Origin of the sequence: Pseudomonas laurylsulfatiphila (genome assembly GCF_002934665.1) — a bacterium.
In the GTDB taxonomy this organism is placed as follows: domain Bacteria; phylum Pseudomonadota; class Gammaproteobacteria; order Pseudomonadales; family Pseudomonadaceae; genus Aquipseudomonas; species Aquipseudomonas laurylsulfatiphila.
In genome coordinates this window covers 262,070-283,641 of sequence record NZ_NIRS01000005.1, presented here as the reverse complement: position 1 = coordinate 283,641, position 21,572 = coordinate 262,070, and the positions used below count along the sequence as shown (strand labels likewise).

General features: G+C 61.0%; 24 protein-coding genes. 8 read left to right on the top strand and 16 right to left on the bottom strand.

Annotated features, from left to right (window positions below; genetic code table 11):
• Positions 1-3 precede the first annotated feature (3 nt).
• The 6 genes from CD175_RS19775 to CD175_RS19750 all read right to left on the bottom strand — a co-directional run bounded on the left by CD175_RS19775 (position 4) and on the right by CD175_RS19750 (position 7,440).
• Positions 4-996 (bottom strand): hydrolase, encoded by a 993-nt coding sequence (locus CD175_RS19775; RefSeq protein WP_104450152.1) that lies wholly within the window; start codon positions 994-996, stop codon positions 4-6.
• A gap of 98 nt (positions 997-1,094) precedes the next feature.
• Positions 1,095-2,540 carry a M16 family metallopeptidase gene (locus CD175_RS19770; RefSeq protein WP_104450151.1) on the bottom strand — a complete coding sequence of 482 codons (1,446 nt, stop codon included), beginning with the start codon at positions 2,538-2,540 and terminating at the stop codon, positions 1,095-1,097.
• On the bottom strand, positions 2,533-3,879 hold the full coding sequence (locus CD175_RS19765) for a M16 family metallopeptidase (RefSeq protein WP_104450150.1): 1,347 nt from the start codon (positions 3,877-3,879) through the stop codon (positions 2,533-2,535). Before CD175_RS19765 ends, CD175_RS19770 begins: the two co-directional genes overlap by 8 nt.
• A 126-nt stretch (positions 3,880-4,005) precedes the next feature.
• On the bottom strand, positions 4,006-4,602 hold the full coding sequence (rsmD, locus tag CD175_RS19760) for a 16S rRNA (guanine(966)-N(2))-methyltransferase RsmD (protein ID WP_104450149.1): 597 nt from the start codon (positions 4,600-4,602) through the stop codon (positions 4,006-4,008).
• Positions 4,602-6,092 (bottom strand): M16 family metallopeptidase, encoded by a 1,491-nt coding sequence (locus CD175_RS19755; RefSeq protein WP_104450148.1) that lies wholly within the window; start codon positions 6,090-6,092, stop codon positions 4,602-4,604. The genes rsmD and CD175_RS19755 overlap by 1 nt, the downstream gene beginning before the upstream one ends.
• A complete protein-coding gene (locus tag CD175_RS19750) occupies positions 6,085-7,440 on the bottom strand; it encodes a M16 family metallopeptidase (RefSeq protein ID WP_095964216.1) in 1,356 nt (451 codons plus the stop codon). Before CD175_RS19750 ends, CD175_RS19755 begins: the two co-directional genes overlap by 8 nt.
• 343 nt (positions 7,441-7,783) lie before the next feature.
• Between CD175_RS19750 and ftsY the strand changes: the two genes are divergently transcribed.
• The 4 genes from ftsY to rpoH all read left to right on the top strand — a co-directional run bounded on the left by ftsY (position 7,784) and on the right by rpoH (position 11,981).
• Positions 7,784-9,319 (top strand): signal recognition particle-docking protein FtsY, encoded by a 1,536-nt coding sequence (gene ftsY, locus CD175_RS19745; RefSeq protein WP_104450147.1) that lies wholly within the window; start codon positions 7,784-7,786, stop codon positions 9,317-9,319.
• A complete protein-coding gene (gene ftsE / locus CD175_RS19740; RefSeq protein ID WP_007975383.1) occupies positions 9,316-9,987 on the top strand; it encodes a cell division ATP-binding protein FtsE in 672 nt (223 codons plus the stop codon). Before ftsY ends, ftsE begins: the two co-directional genes overlap by 4 nt.
• The gene (ftsX, locus tag CD175_RS19735) at positions 9,984-11,006 is read left to right on the top strand and encodes a permease-like cell division protein FtsX (protein ID WP_007975385.1); all 1,023 of its coding nucleotides are present in this window, start codon (positions 9,984-9,986) and stop codon (positions 11,004-11,006) included. Before ftsE ends, ftsX begins: the two co-directional genes overlap by 4 nt.
• Before the next feature lie 120 nt (positions 11,007-11,126).
• Positions 11,127-11,981: an RNA polymerase sigma factor RpoH gene (rpoH, locus tag CD175_RS19730; protein ID WP_007975386.1), complete on the top strand. Its 855-nt coding sequence runs from the start codon at positions 11,127-11,129 to the stop codon at positions 11,979-11,981.
• A gap of 160 nt (positions 11,982-12,141) precedes the next feature.
• Here the strand turns inward: rpoH and mtgA are convergent, their stop codons facing one another.
• The gene (gene mtgA / locus CD175_RS19725) at positions 12,142-12,864 is read right to left on the bottom strand and encodes a monofunctional biosynthetic peptidoglycan transglycosylase (RefSeq protein WP_104450146.1); all 723 of its coding nucleotides are present in this window, start codon (positions 12,862-12,864) and stop codon (positions 12,142-12,144) included.
• A gap of 74 nt (positions 12,865-12,938) precedes the next feature.
• On the opposite strand from mtgA, the gene CD175_RS19720 reads away from it, so the two are divergent.
• The 4 genes from CD175_RS19720 (at position 12,939) to trmB (ending at position 15,181) form a co-directional block, all read left to right on the top strand.
• Positions 12,939-13,319 (top strand): DUF423 domain-containing protein, encoded by a 381-nt coding sequence (locus CD175_RS19720; protein ID WP_104450145.1) that lies wholly within the window; start codon positions 12,939-12,941, stop codon positions 13,317-13,319.
• A 71-nt stretch (positions 13,320-13,390) separates the two neighbouring features.
• Positions 13,391-13,591, top strand: a complete 201-nt coding sequence (gene thiS, locus CD175_RS19715; protein ID WP_007953386.1) for a sulfur carrier protein ThiS — start codon at positions 13,391-13,393, stop codon at positions 13,589-13,591.
• Positions 13,592-13,651: 60 nt separating this feature from the next.
• Complete coding sequence (locus CD175_RS19710) at positions 13,652-14,446, top strand: thiazole synthase (RefSeq protein WP_104450144.1); 795 nt, start codon at positions 13,652-13,654, stop codon at positions 14,444-14,446.
• 9 nt (positions 14,447-14,455) lie between these two features.
• Positions 14,456-15,181 (top strand): tRNA (guanosine(46)-N7)-methyltransferase TrmB, encoded by a 726-nt coding sequence (gene trmB, locus CD175_RS19705; RefSeq protein ID WP_057712910.1) that lies wholly within the window; start codon positions 14,456-14,458, stop codon positions 15,179-15,181.
• A gap of 129 nt (positions 15,182-15,310) precedes the next feature.
• On the opposite strand, the gene CD175_RS19695 is transcribed toward trmB, so the two are convergent.
• The 9 genes from CD175_RS19695 to proC all read right to left on the bottom strand — a co-directional run bounded on the left by CD175_RS19695 (position 15,311) and on the right by proC (position 21,569).
• Positions 15,311-15,634, bottom strand: a complete 324-nt coding sequence (locus tag CD175_RS19695; RefSeq protein WP_104450143.1) for a DUF3392 domain-containing protein — start codon at positions 15,632-15,634, stop codon at positions 15,311-15,313.
• A 9-nt stretch (positions 15,635-15,643) separates the two neighbouring features.
• On the bottom strand, positions 15,644-16,849 hold the full coding sequence (gene hemW / locus CD175_RS19690; protein ID WP_104450142.1) for a radical SAM family heme chaperone HemW: 1,206 nt from the start codon (positions 16,847-16,849) through the stop codon (positions 15,644-15,646).
• Positions 16,846-17,442: an RdgB/HAM1 family non-canonical purine NTP pyrophosphatase gene (rdgB, locus tag CD175_RS19685; RefSeq protein ID WP_007975395.1), complete on the bottom strand. Its 597-nt coding sequence runs from the start codon at positions 17,440-17,442 to the stop codon at positions 16,846-16,848. Before rdgB ends, hemW begins: the two co-directional genes overlap by 4 nt.
• The gene (locus CD175_RS19680; protein ID WP_007975397.1) at positions 17,439-17,873 is read right to left on the bottom strand and encodes a DUF4426 domain-containing protein; all 435 of its coding nucleotides are present in this window, start codon (positions 17,871-17,873) and stop codon (positions 17,439-17,441) included. Before CD175_RS19680 ends, rdgB begins: the two co-directional genes overlap by 4 nt.
• 26 nt (positions 17,874-17,899) lie before the next feature.
• The gene (gene metW / locus CD175_RS19675) at positions 17,900-18,520 is read right to left on the bottom strand and encodes a methionine biosynthesis protein MetW (RefSeq protein WP_007975398.1); all 621 of its coding nucleotides are present in this window, start codon (positions 18,518-18,520) and stop codon (positions 17,900-17,902) included.
• Between the two features lie 7 nt (positions 18,521-18,527).
• Positions 18,528-19,667: a homoserine O-succinyltransferase MetX gene (gene metX / locus CD175_RS19670; RefSeq protein ID WP_015097209.1), complete on the bottom strand. Its 1,140-nt coding sequence runs from the start codon at positions 19,665-19,667 to the stop codon at positions 18,528-18,530.
• A 181-nt stretch (positions 19,668-19,848) separates the two neighbouring features.
• On the bottom strand, positions 19,849-20,145 hold the full coding sequence (locus tag CD175_RS19665; RefSeq protein WP_104450141.1) for a DUF167 domain-containing protein: 297 nt from the start codon (positions 20,143-20,145) through the stop codon (positions 19,849-19,851).
• A 4-nt stretch (positions 20,146-20,149) separates the two neighbouring features.
• Entirely contained in the window at positions 20,150-20,740 is a 591-nt protein-coding gene (locus CD175_RS19660; protein ID WP_104450140.1) for a YggT family protein, read from the bottom strand.
• 10 nt (positions 20,741-20,750) lie between these two features.
• Positions 20,751-21,569, bottom strand: a complete 819-nt coding sequence (gene proC / locus CD175_RS19655; protein ID WP_007975403.1) for a pyrroline-5-carboxylate reductase — start codon at positions 21,567-21,569, stop codon at positions 20,751-20,753.
• Positions 21,570-21,572: the final 3 nt, after the last annotated feature.

The window sequence follows — 21,572 nt, the reverse complement described above, 5'->3', positions numbered from 1 at the left end:
GACTCAAGCGCGCCCTGTGGCGGCCAGCCACTCGGGGATACGCCGTTCAAGGTAGTAACCCGGTTGCCTGAGCGTGCCGTCGACGAAGCCGACATGCCCGCCCTTGGCTTGCAGCTCGAATTGCGTGGATGCGGACAACTCATCGGCGTGCGGCAGGCTGTGGGGAAACACGAAGGGATCGTCGGCGGCCTGAATCATCAAGGTCGGCGTACGAATCTCGCCGAGGAAGTAGCGACTTGATGCGCGGCGATAGTAATCCTCGGCATCGGCGAACCCATGCAGTGGCGCGGTGACACGGCCATCGAAATCCCAGAACGTACGCATGTTTTCCAGCGAACCGAGCGCAGCCAATGCGGCCAGTCCTTCCTCGCGTCCGTCGTGCTGGAACTGTCGTTGTTTGTTCTTGATGTAGGCGACCATCTCGCGCATGAAATGTGCCTGGTAAACCTTGGAGAAACCCTGGCCGATGCGGTCGGCGCACTGGTCCAGGCGGAACGGCACCGATACCGCCACGGCGGCGGTCACGCCGCTGTCGCTGCCGGTTTCGCCCAGATGCTTGAGCAGGACATTACCCCCCAGGGAGTAACCCACCGCATACAGGGGTGCGAGAGGTCGTTTGGCCCGCAAGTGTTTGATCGCTTCGGCCAGGTCTTCACTGGCACCGGAATGGTAACTGCGTGGCAGCAGATTGGGTTCGCCCGAGCAACCGCGCCAGTTCAGCGCGACGCTGGCCCAGCCCCGGTCACCCAGGGCTTTTTGCAAGCCAGCGACATAAGGTGAATTCGAGGACCCGGTGAGCCCGTGCAGCACCAGCACCAAAGGCGCGTCGGCGCTGTGCGGACCGTGCCAGTCCAGATCGAGAAAGTCGCCATCTTCAAGCCACAGGCGTTCGCGTTCGCGGCCGATGTGCACGGTTTTACGCCACAGCGGCCCCCACAAGGTTTGCAAGTGCGGATTGCCGAGGCCGAAGGCTGGGGTGAACGGTGACGGGGCCATTGCGGGGTGCGGGTGCACAGCGATTCTCGGAGAAAGTGCTCATGGGTCTGCCCGAGGGCGCGGCGGGACAGCGCCGCGACCGCGTCGTCGGGGGGTAACTAACTTGCCACAATCTCGTCAGGTGCGCGACACATGGCGTTGGTTGCGCTTTCGATTGGAGCGGGTAGCGGTTGTTGATCTGCCTTCGGCCCCAGGATGACAACGCGCCATTGTTCGGCGTGGTAATGCCGGTTGAGCGCGGTTTTGATGGATGCGAGGTTCAGCTTCAAGGCGGCTTGCGTGGAGAAGTCGAGGTCCAGCGGCAGATTGTGGGCACTGATGGCGTACAGCTGGTTAAGAATCTGCGCATTGGTAGCGCTGTTCAACGGTGCGCTACCGGCCAGTTGCTGCTGGCTGTCATCAAGTTCCTCTTGGGTTGGCCCTTGGGCGAGGAAGTCGCTGAACATCGTCTTGATATGGGCCAGCACGGCATCGGCCTGCTCGGGTGGCGTCTGCAATCTAATGGTCAGCAACCCTTGTACCTGAAGGGCTGAGAGGCCGGCTTCAACGTGGTAGGTCAGGCCTCGGCGTTCACGGAGTTCATTGCTCAGTCGGTTGGTGAACACCCGCATGGCCATCTGCAGCGCGTCGTAGTCCGGACTGCTGCGCAGGACACTTGGCTGGACAAGGCGCAGGTAAGCCTGGGCCGATGGTCGCTCAACGCGCAGCAGACTCGGGGCCGTTGGACTTGTCACTGACTGGATCGCGGCAGTGGCCGGCCCCAGGGGCAAGGCTGCGGATATCTGTGTACCGATGCGCTGGGCTTCTTCCTCGGTGAGGTCGCCGACCAGTGTGATCTGGGCATTGCCTGCGGCATAAGCCTCGCGATGAAAGTCTTGCGCCTGAGTGCGGGTGATGGAGGCAAGCCCGGCTCGGGTTCCGTAGAGGGACTGAGCGTAACCGTGGTCGGGAAACAGTTGGCCGAGGTTCATTTGCCGGGATTGAGTGGCATGGGACTGATCCTCGAGGTCCAGAAAGTACTGCAGTTGGGATTTCACCGCAGGCAGGGATGCCTCCGGCAACAGCGGCTTGCCGAGTACCTGGGCAAACAGTTCCAGGGCTGGAGCGCGCCGCGATTCGTCACTCAGGCTGCGCAGGGAAAACCAGGTCCGGTCCTGACCGATACCCATGTCCATCCTTGCACCCAGATTATCGAACGTCGCCTGTATGGCATTGACGTCCTTGCCAGCCACGCCCTCATTCAAAAGGCTGAAGGTCACCGCTGCCAGGCCGGGTTGATGGGGGGTGTGGGCGCTGCCGGCAGCAAAGCTCACCAAGGCATCAAACATCGGCAGGCCAGGCGTGCGGATGAACAGGATCTTGGTCCCGCTGTGAGTTTTGTAGCCCTTGATCGACAGCGTGCGGTGGATAGCCGGAATCTGTGGTTCCTTGAGCGATTGCAGCGTCGGTTTCTTTGGTGTCGCTATCGTAGTGGCAGAGGCCAGTCCACTGAAAAACATGGCGGCCAATATCAGTCCCTTGATGACGGTCTTGAGCTTATCCATTGTTTTTCTCCGGCAAGATTTTCGCGGTACTCAGGCGCTCATGCGTCAGGTAAGTGATTGCGGCGTGTTGAATGTCCTTGGGGGTGACCTGGCTCAGCTCATCCGTATCCTGATCGGCCAACCGCCAGTCGAGGCCGATGCTTTCCAGCAAGCCAAGGGCACTGGCCTGCGCTTCCAGGTCGTCCTGTGCATAAACCGTGTTGGCGATCAGGATGTTTTTCGCGCGCTCCAGTTCTGCCGGTTCCGGTGCCTTGCTTTTCAGTGAATCGATCACTTGCCAGACACGGGCGAGGGCTTCATCAGGGTCGTTGAGCTTGTCCGGGTTGAGCTGTGTGCTGATGGTGAGCAACGAATCGCCACGGTTGAAGGCGTCGTACTCTGCCTGGACTTCGGTAAACATCGTCTCGCTCAGTTGCAGTTGCTGTTTGATCCGCGCGCTGTTGGACCCGGCCAGTAACGTATTGAGCAGGCGCAAGGCATGAGCGCTCCGGCGATTTTCAGCTGTGGTCAGGCTGGGTGTGTTGAAACTCATGATGAGGCGCGGGGACGATATCGGTGCATGCAGGGTCAATGACCGCTCGCCGACATCAGCCAACTCAATGGGGGCAAGAGTCATGGGTGTCGCACGCCGCTGCATGTGGCCGAAGTACTGCTGTGCCAGCGCCTTGATCCGCTCAGGCGCAACATCGCCAACGACCACCAGCGTGGCATTGCCCGGCGCATACCAGGCCTGATACCACTGCCGCAATTGAACGGCGTTCATTCGTTGCAGGTCGTGCATCCAGCCAATTATCGGCGTGCGGTAGCCGCTGGCCGGGTAGGCGATGCTGTTCAGTCGTTCGTGCGCCGACGCGGTGATTTCATCATCAACGCGCATCCGACGCTCCTCCTGAATGACCTTGAGCTCTGGTGCGAAGTCCTGTGCATCCAGCTCGGCCGTGCTCATCAGGTCGGCGAGTATTTCGAAAGCGACGCCGGCGCGGCCGGAAGACAGTGTCTGGTGGAAGACCGTGAAGTCGGTGCCGGTAAAGGCGTTTTGGCTGGCCCCCAGCTTTTCAAGTGTCGCCGCGAACTCTCCGGCGCAGGCTTTGCTGCTGCCCTTGTACACCATGTGTTCGAGGGCGTGGGACAGGCCCGACTGGCCCGGCGGTTCGTAGCTTGAGCCGACCTTGATCCAGAGTTGGGCGGTGACGATGGGGGACCGGTGGTCCTCGCGCACGACGACCTTGAGACCGTTATCCAGCAAGAAGTCTTGTGTTGCAGGGGGTGATGTCGCGGCAGCCATGAGCGGCAACCAGGCGATAAAGGACAGCATCAGCGTGCTGCAGGAGATGTTCATCCGTGTACATCCTCAGTGGTTTGCAGGTATTTGCGCAAACCACTGTGGATCATCCGGAAAGGTGTCAGGCGGTAACTATGTAGTGCACCCCCCAATCGGCTCGGGGGTCGTCATCTCAACGGAGTGTCAGGCGCTTCGTTGCCACAACGAGTAGTAGACGCGCCCGGATTTCTGTTCGCGGTGCAGGCGCCAGTTCTCCGGCAGGCCCAGGGTCGACGGCGCGGACTCGCTTTCGGTGTACACCCAGGCATCTTCGGCCAGCCATTGACGCTCTTCGAGCAACTTGCAAACGGCGGGCAGCAGGTTCTGGTTGAACGGCGGGTCGAGGAACACCAGGTCGTAGGCCGTTGCGGTCTGGGTTTCCAGATAGCGCAGGGCATCGGCGGTCTGGACCTGGCCGTTGGTGCACCGCAGGGTGCCCAGGTGCTCCTTCAGGCTGGACACCGCGATGCTGCTGGCGTCCAGCGCCTGGCCCATGGCCGCGCCACGGGACAGGGCTTCGAGGAACAACGCGCCGCTGCCGGTGAACGGGTCGAGCACCTTGGCGCCCGGCACGTACGGCGCGAGCCAGTTGAACAGGGTTTCACGCACGCGGTCCGGCGTCGGGCGTAGGCCCGGGGCGTCGGGGAAGCTCAGTTTGCGGCTGCGCCATTCGCCACCGATGATGCGCAGCTGGTTCACGCCGTTATGGACGTTTTTGGCGGGTTTCTTGGGACTGGCCATTAATGCTCCGGAACCCCGAGCGGCTGCTCGGAAGGTTTATCAGTAGGGGCCGGTAACGGCTTTTGCGGCACGGTCGGGCCAGCGCTGACGATGACCATTTTGTCCGTGCCCAGGTGTTTGTTCATGGCGGCTTTGACCTGTTCGACGGTCAAGGCCTGGGACTGCTGCATGAATTCTTCCAGGTGGCTCAGCGGCAGGTTGTAGAAACCGATGGCGCCCAGTTGGCCGACGATATCGGCGTTGCTGGCGGTGGACAACGGGAAACTGCCGGCCAGTTCGCGCTTGGCGTCGTCGAGTTCCTTTTCGGTCGGGCCGGTTTCAAGGTAGTCGGCCAGTACGTCCTGCACCAGTTTCAGGGTGCCTTCGCTCATCTCGGCGCGGGTCTGCAGGTTGATCATGAACGGGCCGCGCACCTGCATCGGGGTGAAGCCCGAATACACGCCGTAAGTCAGGCCACGCTTCTCGCGCACTTCGCTCATCAACCGGGTGCCGAAACCGCCGCCACCGAGAATCTGGTTACCCATGGACAGCGCCGCGTAGTCCGGATCGTCGCGATCGATGCCCAATTGCGCGAGCAACAGGTTGGTCTGCTTGGACGGGAACTCTATGTGGCCGATGCTCGCCTTCGGCTCAGTCGGTTGCGCGATTTTTGGCAGCGCCGGACCTTTGGGCAGGGCGGCGGAAACCTGTGCGGCAATCGTTTCCGCTTCGGCGCGGGACAGGTCGCCGACCAGTGCGATCACCACGTTACCCGCTGCGTAGGCCTTCTCGTGGAACGCACGCAGTTGTGCCTGGGTGATCGCCGGTACGCTTTTCGCCGTGCCATCGCTGGAGTGCGCGTACGGGTGATCACCGTACAAGCGGCTCATCAGTTCCAGGCTCGCCAGTTTGCCGGGGTTCTGTTTCTGGTATTCGAAACCGGCGAGCATCTGGTTCTTGATGCGCAACAGTGAGTCGGCAGGGAAGGTCGGCTTGCCGATGACTTCGGCGAACAGCTTCAGGGCCGGCTCGCGCTTGTCTTTGGCACTCAGGCTGCGCAGTGAAGCGATTGCCATGTCTTTGTAAGCACCGTTGCCGAAATCGGCGCCCAGGCCTTCGAAGCCTTGGGCAATGGCGCCGACGTCCTTGCCGGCCACGCCTTCGTTGAGCATGGCGTTGGTCAGCAGCGCCAGGCCCGGTGCGTCGCCGTCCTGGCTGCTGCCGGCGGCGAAGATCAGGCGCATGTCGAACATCGGCAGCTCATGGGCTTCGACGAACAGCACCTTGGTGCCTTCGGCAGTGTTCCAGGTCTGCACGTCCAGCTTGCGGTGGTCCGGCGCCTTGCCGTTGAGTTCGGTCAGCGATTGCAGTTTCTGGCTGGCCTTGGCTTTGTCCAGGGCTTCACTGGCACTGGTTTCGCCGGAGCGCGACAGATAGAACGCGGCAGAGCCGATAACGGCGGCAGCGATCAGCCCGATCAGGGCCAGGCGGGAGGGTTTACGCTCACTCATGAGTCGTCTCCAGAGGCAGTACATGGGCGACGCTGAGACGTTCGCGGGTGAAATACAGCTTGGCGGCTTTCTGGATATCTTCCGGGGTCACGCTTTCCAGGTCGGCCAGTTCGGTGTCCATCAGTTGCCACGACAGGCCGACGGTTTCCAGTTGGCCGATGGCGGTGGCCTGGCTGGTGATCGAGTCGCGCTCGTAGACCAGGCCGGCGATGACTTGCGCACGAACCCGTTCGAGCTCTTCAGCCGTCGGCGCAGTGGTTTTCAACTGATCGAGCAGCTTCCACAATCCGGCTTCTGCCTGGGCGATGGTCTTGTGTTTCTGTGAGTTTGGCGATGCCGACAGGGTGAACAGGCTGTCGCCACGGGTGTAGGCGTCGTAACTCGACGAGCCGCCGGACACCAGTTCTTCTCCGCGCTCCAGTTGCGTCGGGATGCGCCCGCTGTAGCCGCCATCGAGCAGCGCCGAGATCAGGCGCAGGGCATTGACCAGACGTTTGTCTTCGGCGGTGGCAATGCTCGGCACGTTGAAGGCCAGCATCAGGCTGGGCAGTTGGGTTTGCACATGCAGGGTGATCTGGCGCTCGCCCGGTTCGGCCAGTTCCAGGGGCTTCTTCGCGGCCGGCACATCACGCTTGGCGATCGGGCCGAAATAGCGTTGGGCCAGAGCCTTGACTTCGTCCGGTGTCACGTCGCCGACCACCACCAGCGTGGCGTTGTTCGGCACGTACCAGGTCTGGTACCAGTGGCGCAGTTCTTCGACCTTCATCCGCTCAAGATCGGCCATCCAGCCGATGGTCGGCGTGTGATAGCCGCTGGCCGGGTAAGCCATGGCCTTGAAGCGCTCATAGGCTTTGGACATTGGCTTGTCGTCGGTGCGCAGGCGACGTTCTTCCTTGATGACTTCGATTTCCTTGGCGAACTCGTCGGCCGGCAGGCGCAGGCTGGCCATGCGGTCGGCTTCCAGTTCGAAGGCTACGCCCAGGCGATCCCGGGCCAGTACCTGATAGTACGCGGTGAAGTCGTCGCTGGTGAATGCGTTCTCTTCGGCGCCGAGGTCGCGCAGGATCAGCGAGGCTTCACCGGGGCCGACCTTCTCGCTGCCCTTGAACATCATGTGTTCCAGAGCGTGGGACAGACCGGTATTGCCCGGCGTCTCGTAGCTGGAGCCGACCTTGTACCAGACCTGGGAAACGACAACAGGTGCACGATGGTCTTCGCGCACGACCACCTTCAAGCCATTGTCGAGAGTGAATTCGTGGGTGGGTTGCGGGTCGGCAGCCAGGGCCGAAAGGGGCAGGCAAACTGTGCTGAGCAGCAGGCCTGCGGCGCGGCGGGCAAGAGCATTCATTCGTTTTCAAACCTTTGGGGCTGCCCGCTTGTTCTTAGCGTCAGCGGGCGAGAGGGTGCTAGGATACTGATCCGTTTTACTGGCGGCCACGCCTATCAGGCCTTTGATTGGCCTGCGGGTTGTATGGGTTACCGGCAGAAACTTTGAGTTTGTCAGCTAAACTCTGCGTTTTCGCCGACGATGCCGTTTCAGTGCTTCGTATTAGTCGACCTTTGAGGCGCCGTTGGCACCTCGACAAAATGTTGCGCGTGAACAAGCTGGGTCAATCACAGTCTGTTCTGCATCGATTATTTATTTGCCGGGGCGCCATTGGCGCGTCGCTACCGTGAGATAGCCGTCCTCCATGTTTGGTTCCAACGACGACAAGAAGACCCCAGCTGCGGCTGGCGAGAAGAAAAGCCTGTTCGGATGGCTGCGCAAAAAGCCGCAGGAACCCGTCGTCGAACAGCCACAAGCCATTCCTGAACCCGCGCCGACGCCGGTCCCGGTAATAGAAGAAGCACCTGCGCCGGTTGTTCTACCGATTGCCGAGCCGTTGCTGCAACCCAAGGTTGAAGCTGCCGCTCCCGAACCCGTCAGCGAAATCGTCACCGAAGAGCCGCTGGCCCCGACGGCCGAACCCTGGTTGACCCTGCCGGTAGCCGAAGAACCCGTGGCATTGGTCGAAAATGACCTGGCCCCTCACGTGACCCCGCCGATTCCGGCCCCGGCAGCGTTTACGCCTGCACCGGTTCATGCGTCTGTGGTCGAAGCGATGGTTGAACCAGTTGTCGTGGCCGAGCCTGTTCCCGTTGTCAGCCAGCCAGAGGTTCCGGTATTCGTTGCTCCGGTTGCTCCGGTTGCTCCGGTTGCTCCGGTTGCTCAAGCACCGGCACCCGCTCCGACTCCTGCACCGATCGCGACGCCCGTCGAAACCCCGGTAGAACCCGTACGCACCGAAGAAACCAAAGCCGGTTTCTTCGCCCGCCTCAAGCAAGGCCTGTCCAAGACCAGCGCCAGTATCGGCGAAGGCATGGCCAGCCTGTTCCTGGGCAAAAAGGTTATTGATGACGAACTGCTCGAGGACCTCGAGACCCGTTTGCTGACCGCCGACGTCGGTGTCGAAGCCACCTCGGTGATCATCCAGCGTCTGACGCAGAAGGTTGCGCGCAAGGAACTGGCCGACGCCGATGCCCTGTACAAATCCCTGCAAGCCGAGCTGGCTGCCATGCTCAAGCCCGTCGAGCAGCCGCTGAAAATCGCCTCGCAGAACAAGCCGTTCGTGATTCTGGTCGTCGGCGTCAACGGTGCGGGCAAGACCACCACCATCGGCAAGCTGGCGAAGAAACTGCAGCTGGAAGGCAAGAAAGTCATGCTCGCCGCCGGCGATACCTTCCGTGCGGCGGCGGTAGAGCAGTTGCAGGTCTGGGGCGAGCGCAACAAGATCCCGGTGATCGCCCAGCATACTGGCGCCGACTCGGCTTCGGTGATCTTCGACGCCGTGCAGGCCGCCAAGGCTCGCGGCATTGATGTGCTGATCGCCGACACTGCCGGCCGCCTGCACACCAAAGACAACCTGATGGAAGAGCTGAAAAAGGTTCGCCGCGTGATCGGCAAGCTCGACGCCGACGCACCTCACGAAGTGCTCCTGGTGCTTGACGCCGGCACTGGCCAGAACGCCATCAACCAGGCCAAGCAATTCAACCAGACCGTCGAACTGACCGGCCTGGCGCTGACCAAGCTCGACGGCACCGCCAAAGGCGGGGTGATTTTCGCCCTGGCCAAGCAATTCGGCCTGCCGATCCGCTACATCGGCGTCGGCGAAGGCATCGACGATTTGCGTACCTTTGAAGCAGAACCCTTTGTCCAGGCATTGTTTGCCGAGCGGGAGCGTTCATGATTCGTTTCGAACAGGTCGGTAAGCGCTACCCGAACGGTCACGTCGGCTTGCATGAGCTGAGCTTTCGAGTCCGTCGTGGCGAGTTTCTGTTTGTCACCGGCCATTCCGGCGCCGGTAAAAGCACCTTGTTGCGGCTGCTGCTGGCCATGGAGCGTCCGACCAGCGGCAAATTGCTGCTCGCCGGGCAAGACCTGAGCACCATCAGCAACGCACAGATTCCTTTCCTTCGCCGACAGATCGGCGTGGTGTTCCAGAATCACCAGTTGTTGTTCGATCGCACGGTGTTCAATAACGTCGCGTTGCCTTTGCAGATCCTCGGGCTGTCCAAGGCCGAGATCGCCAAGCGCGTGGACTCGGCGCTAGAGCGTGTGGCGCTGTCGGATAAAACCGACTTGTACCCGGGCGACCTGTCCACTGGCCAGCAACAGCGCGTCGGCATCGCCCGCGCCATCGTCCATCGCCCGGCCTTGCTGCTGGCGGATGAGCCGACCGGTAACCTCGACCCGCGTCTGGCCGCCGAGATCATGGGTGTGTTCGAAGACATCAATCGCCTGGGTACCAGCGTGCTGATCGCCAGTCACGACCTGGCCCTGATCGCCCGCATGCGCCATCGCATGCTGACGCTGCAACGCGGTCGACTGATCGGTGACGGGGAGGCCGCGGTATGAGTGCAACACGTAGCCCCAAGGTTTCCGAGCGCGTGGCCCCGAAAGCCGCCGATCCGCAGCCGCAAAAGAAAAAGCACGACGATGACGACGGGCCGGACTTCGCCACGTTGTTCCGTGCCTGGATCGAAAGCCATCGCGCCAGCATGGTCGACAGCCTGCGCCGCCTGGGCAAACAGCCCATCGGAAGTTTTTTCACCTGCATGGTGATGGCGGTGGCCCTGAGTTTGCCCATGGGCCTGTCACTTTTGCTAAGTAACGTCGAGCGTCTGGGGGGTTCCTGGCAGCGCGCGGCGCAAATTTCCCTGTATCTGGACCTTGAGGCCAAACCGGCCGAAGGCGAATCGCTGCGCGATCAGATCAAGGGCATGCCGGGCGTTGCCGACGCCGAATACGTTGGCCGGGATCAGGCGCTGGAAGAGTTCCAGCAACAGTCTGGGCTGGGCGAGGCGCTCAAGGAGTTGCCGGAGAACCCGCTGCCGGGCGTGGTCCTGGTGACGCCGAACGAGGTCGACAAGCCGGCCCTTGAAGCATTAAGACAAAAACTATCCGAGCTGCCGAAGGTACAACAGGCGCAACTTGATTTAGTCTGGGTCGAGCGTCTGGCAGCCATCCTCAAGCTGGGTGACCGTTTTGTCTTCGGTCTGACCGTGCTTCTGGTTTCTGCATTACTTTTGGTGATAGGCAATACCATTCGTCTTCATATTGAAAACCGCCGCACAGAGATAGAAGTGATTAAACTGGTCGGCGGCACTGACAGCTATGTCCGCAGGCCTTTCCTGTACATGGGGGCGCTGTATGGCTTCGGTGCGGGGATTCTGTCCTGGGGCGTGCTTGCGTTCGGCCTTGATTGGCTGAACGACGCGGTGGTAGGGCTGGCCGGTTTGTACGGCAGTGATTTTGCGCTGGCTGGAGTGCCAGTTGCCGACGGTCTGTCTCTCTTGCTTGGCGCGGTGCTGTTGGGGTATATCGGTGCATGGATTGCAGTCGCACGCCACCTGAGGGAGCTTGCGCCTAAGTAGTATCATTTTGCTCGTATTGACCTTTCAGCGTTTTTGGGTTTTAGGGAACTTGTCTTTCGGTTTCCGGTCAATTTTCGCAGTGCTGAACTGCACGAGTTTGTAAGTCGGAGGTTTTTTCGTATGACCAATTCTTTGCAACCTGCATATGCTCTGGTCCCGGGTGCGAACCTGGAGGCCTATGTGCACACCGTCAACAGCATTCCATTGCTGTCGCCGGAGCAGGAGCGTGAACTGGCCGAGAGTCTCTATTATGAGCAGGATTTGGGGGCGGCTCGGCAGATGGTGCTCGCCCACCTGCGTTTTGTCGTACATATCGCCCGTAGCTATTCCGGCTACGGCCTGGCTCAGGCTGACCTGATCCAGGAAGGCAACGTCGGCTTGATGAAGGCCGTGAAGCGCTTCAACCCGGAAATGGGTGTGCGCCTGGTGTCCTTTGCCGTGCACTGGATCAAGGCGGAAATCCACGAGTTCATCCTGCGCAACTGGCGCATCGTGAAAGTCGCGACCACCAAGGCCCAGCGCAAGCTGTTCTTCAACCTGCGCAGCCAGAAGAAACGCCTGGCCTGGTTGAATAACGAGGAAGTTCATCGTGTAGCTGAAAGCCTGGGTGTAGAGCCTCGGGAAGTGCGCGAGATGGAAAGCCGCCTGACTGGCCATGACATGGCCTTCGACCCGGCTGCCGAAGCGGACGACGACAGTGCATTCCAGTCGCCGGCCAACTATCTGGAAGACCACCGGTACGACCCGGCGCGTCAACTGGAAGACGCCGACTGGAGCGACAACTCCAACCACAACCTGCACGAAGCGCTGGAAGTGCTGGACGACCGTAGCCGTGACATTCTCTACCAGCGCTGGCTGGCGGAAGAGAAAGCTACGCTGCACGACCTGGCGCAGAAGTACAACGTGTCGGCCGAGCGTATTCGCCAGCTCGAGAAGAGCGCGATGAACAAGCTCAAGTTGTCGATCGCTGCGTAACTGGCGGGCAGGCAGTAAAAAAACCGAGCAGTGATCCTGTGGGAGCGAGCTTGCTCGCGATGAGGTCCGAACATTCAATACATAAGTTGAATGTCAGGCCGTCATCGCGGGCAAGCCCGCTCCCACAGTGGTTTTCAGGGCCTGAAAGAATTGTGATCGGTTATTGAGACCAGGGCGCCCGGCGCGAATCGTTCAGCCCGACCAGATAGCTGTCCCCACCCAACTGGCTCATCTGCTGCCTGATCCAGCCAGCCCGACGTGAAACATAGGAAGTGGGATGGCTTGCGCTCCAGACCCGCGGGTTTGGCAGTACGGCGGCCAGCAAGCTCGATTGCTGTCGGCTGAGATTTTTCGCGCTGGTCCCAAAATGATGCCGTGCCGCAGCCTCCGCGCCAAACACCCCTTCATCCCACTCAACGCTATTCAGGTACACCTCAAGAATCCGCTGCTTGGGCCAGAGCACTTCGATCAGTCCGGTGAACCAGGCTTCCAGGCCTTTGCGCAGCCAGCTGCGGCCGGACCACAGGAACAGGTTTTTCGAGACTTGCTGGCTGAGGGTGCTGGCGCCGCGGATCGAACCGCCGCGCTCGTTATGGGCAAATGCCGCCTGAATCGCGCCGATATCGAAGCCCCAGTGCTCCGGGAATTTCTGGTCTTCGCCGGCAATCACCGCGACTTTCAGGTCGTCGGAGATCTCGTCCCAGGGTTTCCAGCTCCGTTGCAGGTCGATGGGTTCGCCGTCAAACCAGGATTCGATCTTGCGCTCGACCATCAGCGCCGTCCCCGGAGGCGGCACTACGCGAAAGATCAGCACCAGCAATACGCTGCCGCCCATGAACCAGAGCACGGCCTTGGAGAAATGACGGAAATAGATACGCAGCATAGAGATGGCTTGGCCGAACCCGTTGAGCGGGCCATTATACAGACCCTTTGGATCGAAACTGACTGGAGTTCTGCATGCTGCGTGGCTTTCTGATGCTGGCCGCTTTTTTCGGTTTCACTGGTGTCGGCCTTGGCGCCTTCGCTGCCCATGGCCTGAAAAATAGCCTGAGCGCCGAGTACCTGGCGATCTTCCATACCGGCGTCACTTATCAATTGGTGCACACCTTGGCGTTGCTGGGCGTGGCGCTGCTGGCCGCGCAGGTTCCCGGTCGTTTGGTCACTTGGGCCGGCGCATCGTTTGCCGTCGGGATCCTGCTGTTCTCCGGCAGTCTTTACGTGCTGACGCTGACGGGTATCAGCAAGCTCGGCATCATCACGCCTTTCGGCGGTCTTGCGTTCCTCGTGGGTTGGTTCTGCCTGGGACTCGCCGCCTGGCGCTTGCAGCTTACCGCTTGACGCTTGTTGCTGACCTTTAGGTCATGATCAAGCTAGAATGCCTGCCCCAAAAAATGATGGCGGCATCCGGCATGCGCATTCAGTTGAACGGCGAATCCTTTGAACTGCCCGACGGTGAAACCGTTGCGGCCCTGCTCACCCGTCTGGACCTGACCGGACGCCGGGTGGCGGTCGAACTCAATCTGGATATCGTCCCGCGCAGCCAGCATGCAGACACCACGTTGAACGACGGCGATAACGTTGAAGTGGTGCACGCCATCGGCGGCGGCTAGTAGTCTTGGCCGAGTGGCCACAGAATTCTGCAAGTACCTCACCCCTACAGAGGATTTCCCATGAGCATCGTTCGCAGCGACAAGCCTTTCGTCCTGGCCGGTCGTACTTACCAGTCGCGTTTGCTGGTCGGTACCGGCAAGTACCGTGACATGGAAGAAACCCGCAAGGCCATCGAAGCCTCGGGTGCCGAGATCGTCACCTTCGCCGTGCGCCGCACCAACCTCGGTCAGATCGAGGGCGAGCCGAACCTGCTCGAAGTGCTGTCGCCGGATCGCTACACCTTCCTGCCGAACACCGCCGGTTGCTACGACGCCATCGAAGCCGTGCGCACCTGCCGCCTGGCCCGTGAGCTGCTCGACGGCCACAACCTGGTGAAGCTGGAAGTACTGGCCGATCAGAAAACCCTGTTCCCCAACGTGATCGAAACCCTCAAGGCCGCCGAAACGCTGGTCAAGGAAGGCTTCGACGTTATGGTCTACACCAGTGATGATCCGATCATCGCCCGTCAGTTGGCGGAAATCGGCTGCATCGCGGTGATGCCGCTGGCCGGCCTGATCGGCTCCGGTCTAGGGATCTGCAATCCGTACAACCTGCAGATCATCCTCGAAGAAGCCAAAATCCCGGTGCTGGTGGATGCCGGCGTCGGCACCGCTTCCGACGCCACCATCGCCATGGAACTGGGCTGTGATGCGGTGCTGATGAACTCGGCCATCGCCCATGCCCAGCAGCCGGTCATGATGGCTGAAGCCATGAAACATGCGATCGTCGCAGGCCGCCTGGCTTACCTCGCCGGCCGTATGCCGAAAAAACTCTATGCCAGCGCCTCTTCGCCGCTGGATGGTCTGATCAAGTAAGAGCCATTGATGACTGAATCGAACGACACGCCAATCCAGACGGAAGAAGGCGACGAGCGCCAACACCGCCGCATCAAGAGTTTCGTGATGCGCGCCGGGCGCATGACCGAAGGCCAGCAAAAAGGCCTGGAGCAGGGCACGCCGCTGTTCGTGCTGCCGCTGGCCGATGCGCCGGTGGATTTCGACCAGGTGTTCGGTCGCTCGGCACCGCGCTCGCTGGAAATCGGTTTTGGCATGGGCCATTCGTTGCTGGAAATGGCAGCGGCTGCGCCGGACCAGGATTTCATCGGCGTAGAAGTGCACCGTCCGGGTGTCGGGGCGCTGCTCAATGGCGTGCTGACCCAGGGCCTTACCAACCTGCGGGTCTACGATTGCGATGCGATCGAAGTGCTCAACCGCTGCGTGGCTGATAACAGCCTTGATCGTCTGATGTTGTTTTTCCCGGATCCGTGGCACAAGAGCCGTCACCACAAGCGCCGTATCGTCCAGGCGTCCTTCGCCGAGCTGGTACGTAGCAAGTTGAAGGTCGGCGGCATTCTGCACATGGCCACCGACTGGGAACCGTACGCCGAATACATGCTGGAAGTGATGAATGTCGCCCCGGGTTATCGCAACCTCGCCGAAGACGGCAAGTGCGTACCGCGCCCGGCCGAGCGGCCGATCACCAAGTTCGAACGCCGCGGCGAACGTCTTGGGCATGGCGTGTGGGATTTGAAGTTCGAGAAGCTGGCTTAAGACCAATGCAATAAAACTGTGGGAGCGGGCTTGCCCGCGATGGCGGTGTAACAGTCAACATAGATGTTGAATGTTATGGCCTCATCGCGGGCAAGCCCGCTCCCACAGTGTTTTGTGTGTGGCTCGGGATCAGCGGCGGTCGGCTACGACGCCGATGAGTACCAACACCACTAACAACACCGGCGCCAGGCTGTAGTTGTTGAACTGGCTCAATCCGCGTACGACCCACGGCGTGGCGTAGATCAGCGCTGCACCGCTGCCGATCATGCACAGCAGGGCCATCAGTGGCACGCGCAAGGCGCCGGCGATGCTGCCCAGGCGCTGCTCGACCCAGCCTTTGAAATCCGCACCAAACAGCACCAGCAGGCAACCCACCAGGGCCAGGGCGATTTCCGAGAGGTTGCTGCGGCTCCAGCGGGATACCGTGGCCAGCAGGTCGAGTATCAGATCCATTCGATTTCCTTATGTCAGAAATTTCTGCAGCAAGTCGTTGAGGAAGAGTTGTCCGCGTACGGTGGCTACCAGGCGTGACGGTTCGACCTGCAACAGGCCGCTTTGTTCGGCTTCACGTCGGCCTTCAGCAAGGCTTTCCAGGGTCATGCCGGTACGTTCAGGGTACAGCCGCGATTCGACGCCTTCAGTCAGGCGCAGCGCGTTCATCAGGAATTCGAACGGCATTTCATCGTTGCCCAGCGCTTTCTCGCCGGCCCGGAAGCTTTTCGCCGGATTCAGGTAATCCTTCGGCAGGCGGGTTTTCCAGGTGCGGACAATGCGCCCGTCCGGGTGACTGAGCTTGCCATGGGCACCGGCGCCGATGCCGATGAAGTCGCCAAAACTCCAGTAGTTGAGGTTGTGTCGCGCCGGGCGACCGAGCAGGGCATAGGCCGAGACTTCGTACTGTGCGTAACCGTGTTCAGCCAGCAGTGCTTGCCCGGCCTCCTGGATGTCCCACAGCGTGTCGTCTTCCGGCAGTGTCGGCGGCTGGTTCCAGAACACCGTGTTCGGTTCCAGGGTCAGTTGATACCACGACAGGTGTGTCGGTTTCAGGGCGATGGCTGTGCGCAGGTCGGCCAAGGCGTCGTCCAGGGACTGATTCGGCAAGCCATGCATCAAGTCCAGGTTGAAGTTATCGAAGCCGGCCTGCCGCGCCATGCCGGCGGCACGTACGGCTTCGTCGCCGTTGTGAATCCGGCCCAGAGCCTGGAGTTTTTCCTGCTGGAAGCTCTGGATGCCGATCGACAGGCGATTGATCCCCAGTTTCCGGTACGCCACGAACTTGTCTTGCTCGAACGTCCCCGGATTGGCCTCCAGCGTGATTTCGATGTCGCTGGCAAAGGGAATGCGTTGTTCGACGCCTTTGAGCAAGCGACCCAGGGAATCGGCACTGAACAGGCTCGGCGTGCCGCCACCAAAGAAGATCGAGCTCAGTTCACGGCCATAGACGGCGTGGAGGTCCTGGTCGAGATCGGCCAGCAACGCGTCGACATACTCTTCTTCCGGCAGCACAGGGCTGGCGGTGTGGGAGTTGAAGTCGCAATAAGGGCATTTGCGCACACACCACGGGATGTGGATGTACAGCGCCAGGGGCGGCAGCACAGGCAGTGCCGCCCGGGGCGATGAAGCATCGCCGCCGAAGATCAGCGGCGACGCGGATGATTCACGGGTCATTTCAAGCCCAGACGCTGGCGCAGCAGATCCATTGCACGGGCGCGGTGGCTGATCTGGTTCTTGTCGGCAGGGCTCAGCTCGGCGCTGGAGCAATCGCGCTCCGGCACCCAGAACAGCGGGTCGTAGCCAAAACCGTGTTCGCCGCTGGCCTGGGTCAGGATTCGCCCGTGCCACAAACCTTCGCAGAGGATCGGCAGCGGATCGTCTGCGTGACGTACCAGTGCCAGCACGCAGACGAACTGCGCACCACGCTCGGCTTCAGGCACGTCTTTCAACACGTCGAGGAGCTTGGCGTTGTTCGCCGCATCGCCCTTGCCGTCGGCATAGCGCGCCGAATAAATGCCTGGCGCGCCACCGAGGAAGTCCACCGCCAGCCCGGAATCGTCGGCCAGCGCCGGCAAACCGGAAATGCGTGCGGCATTACGGGCCTTGAGGATGGCGTTCTCGACGAACGACAGGCCGGTTTCTTCAGGCTCGACGCTGCTGAACTCGCCGATCGAGCGCAGATGCACCGACTCGCCGAGCATGGCCTGGAGTTCCTTGAGTTTGCCGGCGTTATGGCTGGCCAATACGAGTTGCGTGAAATTGATCATTGGCCAGGGAAGAGCTCTTGGTTGAAATTGATGGTGTTGATTTTATCGCCGGTCTGCACCTTGATGTCGAAGGTGCGGACTTCCTGCTGATCCACCGGATATTGCGCGATGTAGTAGATCGCGCCTTGTTCGGTGATCTGTTTGAACTGCAGTGGCACCGTCTGGCTGGTCAGGTCTTTGACCGAGCCGCTCACCTGGGCCATCAGTGGCTTGCCTTCCTTGAGCACCGAGATATTGATCACGCCCTGGTTCTTGCTGCGGATCAGTTCGGCGGACTTGGCAATGTCCGGAGTCAGGTAGGTGGAGTTGAAGGTGTTGTAGTGCACCGTCACGTCACCGAAGGTTTCCTGGCGCTCGCCCTTGATGGCTTCGGCGCCCATGGCGGTGACGCTCAGGCAGGCAGTGAGTAGAAACAAAGCAAGACGACCCATGATCGTTCTCCTTGAAATAGGGTGGATCAGACCGCGACCTTGTGGTCGGAAAGTCCCGGACTGCTGACGCGGTAGATTCCGATCTCACCTAACAGATTAGGCCATAGCTTACTGGCCCACCCGTGCCGATGCTGTTGATCCACGGCAAGCCGATCAATGACCTTCGCTTCACGTTCGCGACACAAGGCTTCAAAGTCCGCGAAGGTGCAGAAGTGGATGTTCGGCGTGTTGTACCAGGTGTACGGCAGGAACTCGGAAACCGGCATCCGGCCCTTGCTCGCCAGGTACCAGCGGCAGCGCCAGTGACCGAAATTCGGGAAGGTGATGATGCACTGACGGCCCACGCGCAGCATTTCTTCGAGGATCTTGTCCGGGTAGTGCACGGCTTGCAGCGCCTGGGTCATGACCACGATGTCGAAACTGTTGCTGGCGAAGTTGCCCAGGCCCTTGTCCAGGTCCTGTTCTATGACGTTGATGCCCTTGGCCACGCACTCGGCGATGTTGTCGGCGTCGTTTTCCAGGCCATAACCGGTGACTTGCTTGTTGTCGCGCAGCCAGGTCAGCAGTTCGCCATCGCCGCACCCGAGGTCGAGCACGCGGCTGCCGGCGGGGATCCATTCCTGGATGATTTCCAGATCAGCTCTCATGGCTTTCTCACAGCGTAATGCGGTTCATGTAATTGCCGAATGCCTGCAGGTAGCGCGGGATCGGAATCAGGAAGGCGTCGTGGCCTTGCGGTGCGTCGATCTCGAGGTAGCAGACGTCCTTGCGCGCGGCCATCAGCGCGTCCACCAGCTCTCGCGAGCGGGCAGGGGAGAAGCGCCAGTCGGTGGTGAACGACATCACACAGAACTTGGCTTTCGCACCTTCAAAGGTTTTCGCCAGGTTATCGTCGAAGTTCGCCGCCGGATCGAAGTAATCGAGCGCCTTGGTCATCAACAGGTACGTGTTGGCGTCGAAGCGCCCGGAGAACTCTTCGCCCTGATAGCGCAGGTAGCTTTCGACCTGGAACTCGACGCTGTGGAAGTCGTAGTTGAGCTTCTCGCTCTTCAGGCCGCGGCCGAATTTCTCGCCCATGGAGTCGTCGGACAGGTAGGTGATGTGCCCGACCATCCGCGCCAGCATCAGGCCGCGCTTGGGGATCACACCCTGTTCCTGGAACGAACCGCCGTGGAATTCCGGGTCGGTGAGGATCGCCTGGCGCGCCACTTCGTTGAACGCGATGTTCTGTGCCGACAGCTTGGGGGCCGAGGCGATGGCCAGGCAGTGACGGATGCGGTCGGGGTAGGTGATGCTCCATTGCATCGCTTGCATGCCGCCGAGGCTGCCGCCGATCACGGCCGCGAACTGGGCGATACCGAGGCGATCGGCCAGGCGCGCCTGACTGTGCACCCAATCTTCGACGGTCAATACCGGGAAATCGGCGCCGAACGGCTTGCCGGTGTCCGGGTTGATACTGCTCGGGCCAGTGGAGCCGTTGCAGCCGCCGAGGTTGTTCAGGCTGACCACGAAGAACTTGTTGGTATCGATCGGCTTGCCGGGGCCGATGCAGCTGTCCCACCAACCGGGTTTGCGGTCATCGGCGCTGTGATAGCCGGCAGCGTGGTGGTGCCCGGACAAGGCGTGGCAGATCAGCACGGCATTGCTCGCCGTGGCGTTGAGCGTGCCGTAGGTTTCGTAGATCAGGTCATAGGCCGGGAGCGAACGACCACAGGCCAAAGCCAGCGGCTCGCTGAAGTGCGCCACCTGCGGCGTCACCAGACCAACAGAATCGGGGGGAAAGGCAGCTGGCATCGACCCTGCTCTCATTGAAATGAGGCGTAAGTCTAAAGACCGCTGGGGTTAGCGGCAAGCAAAGGTCCGAGCTGATTTTTTCATGTAAGACCGAGGTGTGCCATTCGCGAGCAGGCTCGCTCCCACAGGATTGATGCAGTCCATGTGGGAGCGAGCCTGCTCGCGATGAACGATGACGCGGTCAGCCTGCCGGGCGCACCAGATCAGGCAAGTCCGGCAACTTCTTCGGCGAGCAAATTCGCACCCGCTTCTGCCGGTTCAGCTCGCCACTGATCAAGCAGACCTGGCTCTTGGACACGCCAAAGGCCTTGGCCAGAAACGCCATCAGATACGCGTTGGCCTTGCCCTCGACCGGCGGCGCGGTCAGGCGGATCTTCAGGCGATCACCGTGCAGCCCGGCGAAGTCATCGCTACGGGCTGCCGGTTGCAGGTGACACTCAAGAATCAGGTCGTCACCGTCCCAGCGAAACCAGCTCACCGGGTCAGATCAACACGCGGAGGATTTCCGGCATCAGGGTCAAGGCGGCGAGGTTGTTGATCACCAGCATGTCGATCAGTTTGATCGCCAGGAACGCAAAGATCGGCGACAGATCAAGCCCGCCCAGGTTCGGCAGGAATTTGCGGAACGGCGCCAGGGCCGGCTCGCAGACGTCGTTCACCAGTTCGGCGCCCGGGTTATGGCTGCCCGGTGCGACCCAGGACAGGATCACGCTGATGATCAGGGCAAAGAAGAAGATGTTCAGGAATAGCGCGGTCACACCGATGATCGACCAGATCAGCAGTTGCAGCGGATTGCCGGTGGTGCCGTAGGTCAGCAACAGGGTCAGGGCCATGAGTGCCAGTTGCACCAGGATTGCCAGCACCAGCGAGGACATGTCCAGGCCGAACACGCTCGGGATGATCCGGCGCAGCGGCTTGAGCAGCGGCTGGGTGGCCTTGACGATGAACTGGCAGATCGGGTTGTAGAAATTCGCCCGCACCAGTTGCAGTACGAAGCGCATCAGAACGATCAGCAGGTACAGGCTGCCGAGGGTTTGCAGCACGTAGACCGCTGCGGTGTTCAATCCAATCATGAAAAGCTCCTTATTGACCCAATTGTTCGGCCATCTCGGCCGAGCGATGCGCGGCAGCGCCGAGTGCTTTTTCGACCAGGGCTTCAAAACCATTGGCCTGGAACGACTTGATTGCAGCTTCCGTGGTGCCCGCAGGGGAGGTGACACGGCGGCGCAGCTCGGCCGCGTCGACGTCGCTGGAGACGGCCATGTGCGCGGCGCCCAGTGCGGTCTGCAAGGTCAGTTGCGCGGCGATGTCCGCCGGCAGGCCAAGTTTCACGCCGGCGGCGGTCATGGCCTCGATCAGCAGGAAGAAATACGCCGGGCCCGAGCCGGAAACGGCGGTGACGGCATCCAGTTGCTGCTCTTCATTGAGCCATAAGGCGATGCCGACCGCGGACAGCAGCTCCTGGGCTTGCTGACGCTGTTCGGCGGTCACTTGGGCTGTTGCGAACAAGCCGCTCACGCCCTGACGCAGTAGCGCCGGGGTGTTGGGCATGCAGCGCACGATCGGCTGGGCGCCAAGCCAGTTGTTCATGCTGGCGCAGGTGATGCCTGCGGCAATCGACACCACCAGTTGATGGGGCTTGAGGCTTGGGCGAATCGCTTCGCACACGGCTTTCATCGCCTGCGGCTTGACCGCAAGGACGACGACGTCGGCGCCTTCGATGGCCTGGGCGTTGTCGGCGAAGGTTTCGATGCCGTGTTCAGCGCTCACGCGGGCGCGGGTTTCTTCGCCCGGATCGCTGGCGCGGATCTGCGCGGCTTCCAGACCCTTGGCCCGCAGGCCGCCGATCAGGCTGGCGGCCATGTTACCGGCACCGATAAAGGCAATACGCGTCTTGCTCATGTC

What these genes read in the sequence shown, in the direction of transcription:
- CD175_RS19710 (WP_104450144.1), top strand. Translation starts at nt 13,652, where the DNA reads ATGAGCATCGTTCGCAGCGACAAGCCTTTCGTCCTGGCCGGTCGTACT.
- thiS (WP_007953386.1), top strand. Translation starts at nt 13,391, where the DNA reads ATGCGCATTCAGTTGAACGGCGAATCCTTTGAACTGCCCGACGGTGAA.
- CD175_RS19775 (WP_104450152.1), bottom strand. Translation starts at nt 996, where the DNA reads ATGGCCCCGTCACCGTTCACCCCAGCCTTCGGCCTCGGCAATCCGCAC.
- metW (WP_007975398.1), bottom strand. Translation starts at nt 18,520, where the DNA reads ATGAGAGCTGATCTGGAAATCATCCAGGAATGGATCCCCGCCGGCAGC.
- ftsX (WP_007975385.1), top strand. Translation starts at nt 9,984, where the DNA reads ATGAGTGCAACACGTAGCCCCAAGGTTTCCGAGCGCGTGGCCCCGAAA.
- hemW (WP_104450142.1), bottom strand. Translation starts at nt 16,849, where the DNA reads ATGACCCGTGAATCATCCGCGTCGCCGCTGATCTTCGGCGGCGATGCT.
- CD175_RS19750 (WP_095964216.1), bottom strand. Translation starts at nt 7,440, where the DNA reads ATGAATGCTCTTGCCCGCCGCGCCGCAGGCCTGCTGCTCAGCACAGTT.
- CD175_RS19680 (WP_007975397.1), bottom strand. Translation starts at nt 17,873, where the DNA reads ATGGGTCGTCTTGCTTTGTTTCTACTCACTGCCTGCCTGAGCGTCACC.
- mtgA (WP_104450146.1), bottom strand. Translation starts at nt 12,864, where the DNA reads ATGCTGCGTATCTATTTCCGTCATTTCTCCAAGGCCGTGCTCTGGTTC.
- CD175_RS19720 (WP_104450145.1), top strand. Translation starts at nt 12,939, where the DNA reads ATGCTGCGTGGCTTTCTGATGCTGGCCGCTTTTTTCGGTTTCACTGGT.
- metX (WP_015097209.1), bottom strand. Translation starts at nt 19,667, where the DNA reads ATGCCAGCTGCCTTTCCCCCCGATTCTGTTGGTCTGGTGACGCCGCAG.
- ftsE (WP_007975383.1), top strand. Translation starts at nt 9,316, where the DNA reads ATGATTCGTTTCGAACAGGTCGGTAAGCGCTACCCGAACGGTCACGTC.
- CD175_RS19660 (WP_104450140.1), bottom strand. Translation starts at nt 20,740, where the DNA reads ATGATTGGATTGAACACCGCAGCGGTCTACGTGCTGCAAACCCTCGGC.
- proC (WP_007975403.1), bottom strand. Translation starts at nt 21,569, where the DNA reads ATGAGCAAGACGCGTATTGCCTTTATCGGTGCCGGTAACATGGCCGCC.
- rpoH (WP_007975386.1), top strand. Translation starts at nt 11,127, where the DNA reads ATGACCAATTCTTTGCAACCTGCATATGCTCTGGTCCCGGGTGCGAAC.
- CD175_RS19770 (WP_104450151.1), bottom strand. Translation starts at nt 2,540, where the DNA reads ATGGATAAGCTCAAGACCGTCATCAAGGGACTGATATTGGCCGCCATG.
- rdgB (WP_007975395.1), bottom strand. Translation starts at nt 17,442, where the DNA reads ATGATCAATTTCACGCAACTCGTATTGGCCAGCCATAACGCCGGCAAA.
- rsmD (WP_104450149.1), bottom strand. Translation starts at nt 4,602, where the DNA reads ATGGCCAGTCCCAAGAAACCCGCCAAAAACGTCCATAACGGCGTGAAC.
- CD175_RS19695 (WP_104450143.1), bottom strand. Translation starts at nt 15,634, where the DNA reads ATGGATCTGATACTCGACCTGCTGGCCACGGTATCCCGCTGGAGCCGC.
- trmB (WP_057712910.1), top strand. Translation starts at nt 14,456, where the DNA reads ATGACTGAATCGAACGACACGCCAATCCAGACGGAAGAAGGCGACGAG.
- CD175_RS19755 (WP_104450148.1), bottom strand. Translation starts at nt 6,092, where the DNA reads ATGAGTGAGCGTAAACCCTCCCGCCTGGCCCTGATCGGGCTGATCGCT.
- ftsY (WP_104450147.1), top strand. Translation starts at nt 7,784, where the DNA reads ATGTTTGGTTCCAACGACGACAAGAAGACCCCAGCTGCGGCTGGCGAG.
- CD175_RS19765 (WP_104450150.1), bottom strand. Translation starts at nt 3,879, where the DNA reads ATGAACATCTCCTGCAGCACGCTGATGCTGTCCTTTATCGCCTGGTTG.